This is a genomic window from Acidovorax cavernicola, assembly GCF_003581445.1.
Genome location: NZ_QXMN01000194.1, coordinates 1 through 1,588 on the forward strand (window position 1 = coordinate 1; position 1,588 = coordinate 1,588).

Annotated in this window: 1 protein-coding gene and 1 pseudogene; both read right to left on the reverse strand. The window is 63.4% G+C overall.

All coding sequences use genetic code 11. The features are described 5' to 3' along the window. A pseudogene (locus tag D3H34_RS32415) lies at positions 1–283 on the reverse strand (ABC transporter substrate-binding protein); the annotation flags it as partial. Between the two features lie 229 nt (positions 284–512). Then, positions 513–1,588, reverse strand: a 1,076-nt coding sequence (locus D3H34_RS32420) for a porin (RefSeq protein ID WP_147400582.1), incomplete at its 5' end; no start/stop codon positions are given.

Below are 1,588 nucleotides of genomic sequence, written 5' to 3' on the forward strand. Positions count from 1 at the left end.
CATCAGGGCGCACCAGCAGACCGCCATGGTGGAAACGGCGCACCACAAACACCGGCAGGGCAACGAACGGCGCGCCGTAAGCACGCGCAATGATGTAGGTCGTGGGAGCGAGTTCGCAGACGTCGAACTCCACATCGCGCACCATGCGGCGGAAAGCGCCGATCTGCGGCTTGACGGTCACGAACTCGGGCTCGACGCCTTCAATCGGAATCGAACCGTTGCGGATGGCCGAGGTATGCGGATGCTCCGCGATGGCAATTTTGAGAGGCACTTTCTTGGACAACTTCGTACTCCTTGGGATCTTGGTTCTGCGCGCGACTTCTTCGCTGCTCCGACACATCAGCGATGTCGCGCTATGGGTTAAAGAATAGGGAAGGCGTGGCGTTTAGCCACTACACAAAAAAAACATTCACTGGCACTTTTCGGACTTCCTGCCGGTAGAAAACGGCAGGCAGGCGAACGCGCATGGCAGGGGCTTGCCCGGCGCGTCGATGGCGTGCAGGACGCGCGCGTCAGAATTCGTGATTCATGCCGAACTCGAAGCCCTGCGAGCGCGCGCCCGCCGTGCCGGCACGGGCGCCTGGAATGACGAAGCGCGCATTGCCCTTGTCGCGCATCGTGGCCGCCGTGGCGTAGGCCACGGTGCGCTTGGACAAGCGGTACACATAGCCCAGTGCCAGCTGATCCGCGCTGTCGCCATGGATGGCCGTGGTGCCTGCGGTGCCTGCGGTGCCTGCGGTGCCGCCCATCTTTGCGCGATTGAACGAGAACTTCACTTCATGCGCGCCAAGCGGAACCACGGCGGCCAGAAGGTAGTTGCTCTGCGTCGCCCGCAGGTACTCATAGCGGCGCACGCCCCCCGATAGCCTGACGAAGCCGGCGTTCCACGACGCCGCCAGCGCGCGGTCCTTGAAGTCGGAAATGGTTTTGTCGTCATGCGTCGTATAGCTCGCCGCCGAGACGAACACCGGCCCCAGGTTCACACCCAGGCGGGCACCAATCGACGAATGCTGATCGCTGGCCGACACATTGCCTTCACCGAACGACTTGGTGATGCCGCCCTCGAGACCCCAGCTATTGCGCGGCAGCAGGTACTGGATGGCATTGCTGGAGCGCTGGATGCTGTTGCCATTGCTGCCGAAGGCCGCGGTGACCGGCGTGCTGCCGGTGGCGCTCAGCGAGAACAACTGCACCGAGCCAATCCCCACATAGTTGAACGGATCGAAGCGCGACCAGTTCGAATGCGTCGGCGTGAAGTCGCGCCCCATGCGCAGTTCGCCCCACTCCGTATGCGCCAGGCTCAATGTGGAGCGGCGTTGAAAGCCGGCGGGAGTCACCGCGCCCGTGTCGGCGCTGAGAAAGGATTCGAGCCAGAACGAGGCGCTCAAGCCGCCGCCCAGATCTTCGCGACCGCGAAAGCCGTAGCGGCTGCTGGTGTAGGAGCCGCTGGCCATAGACAGCATATGCCCGACATGGTCGGTATTGGTGCGGCGCACTGCCACGTCCATCACACCGAACACGGTGAGTGAAGATTGCGCGTTGGCGGCCGGGCTCATGACTGCCAGCATGGCGGTCAGCGCCCATAGGG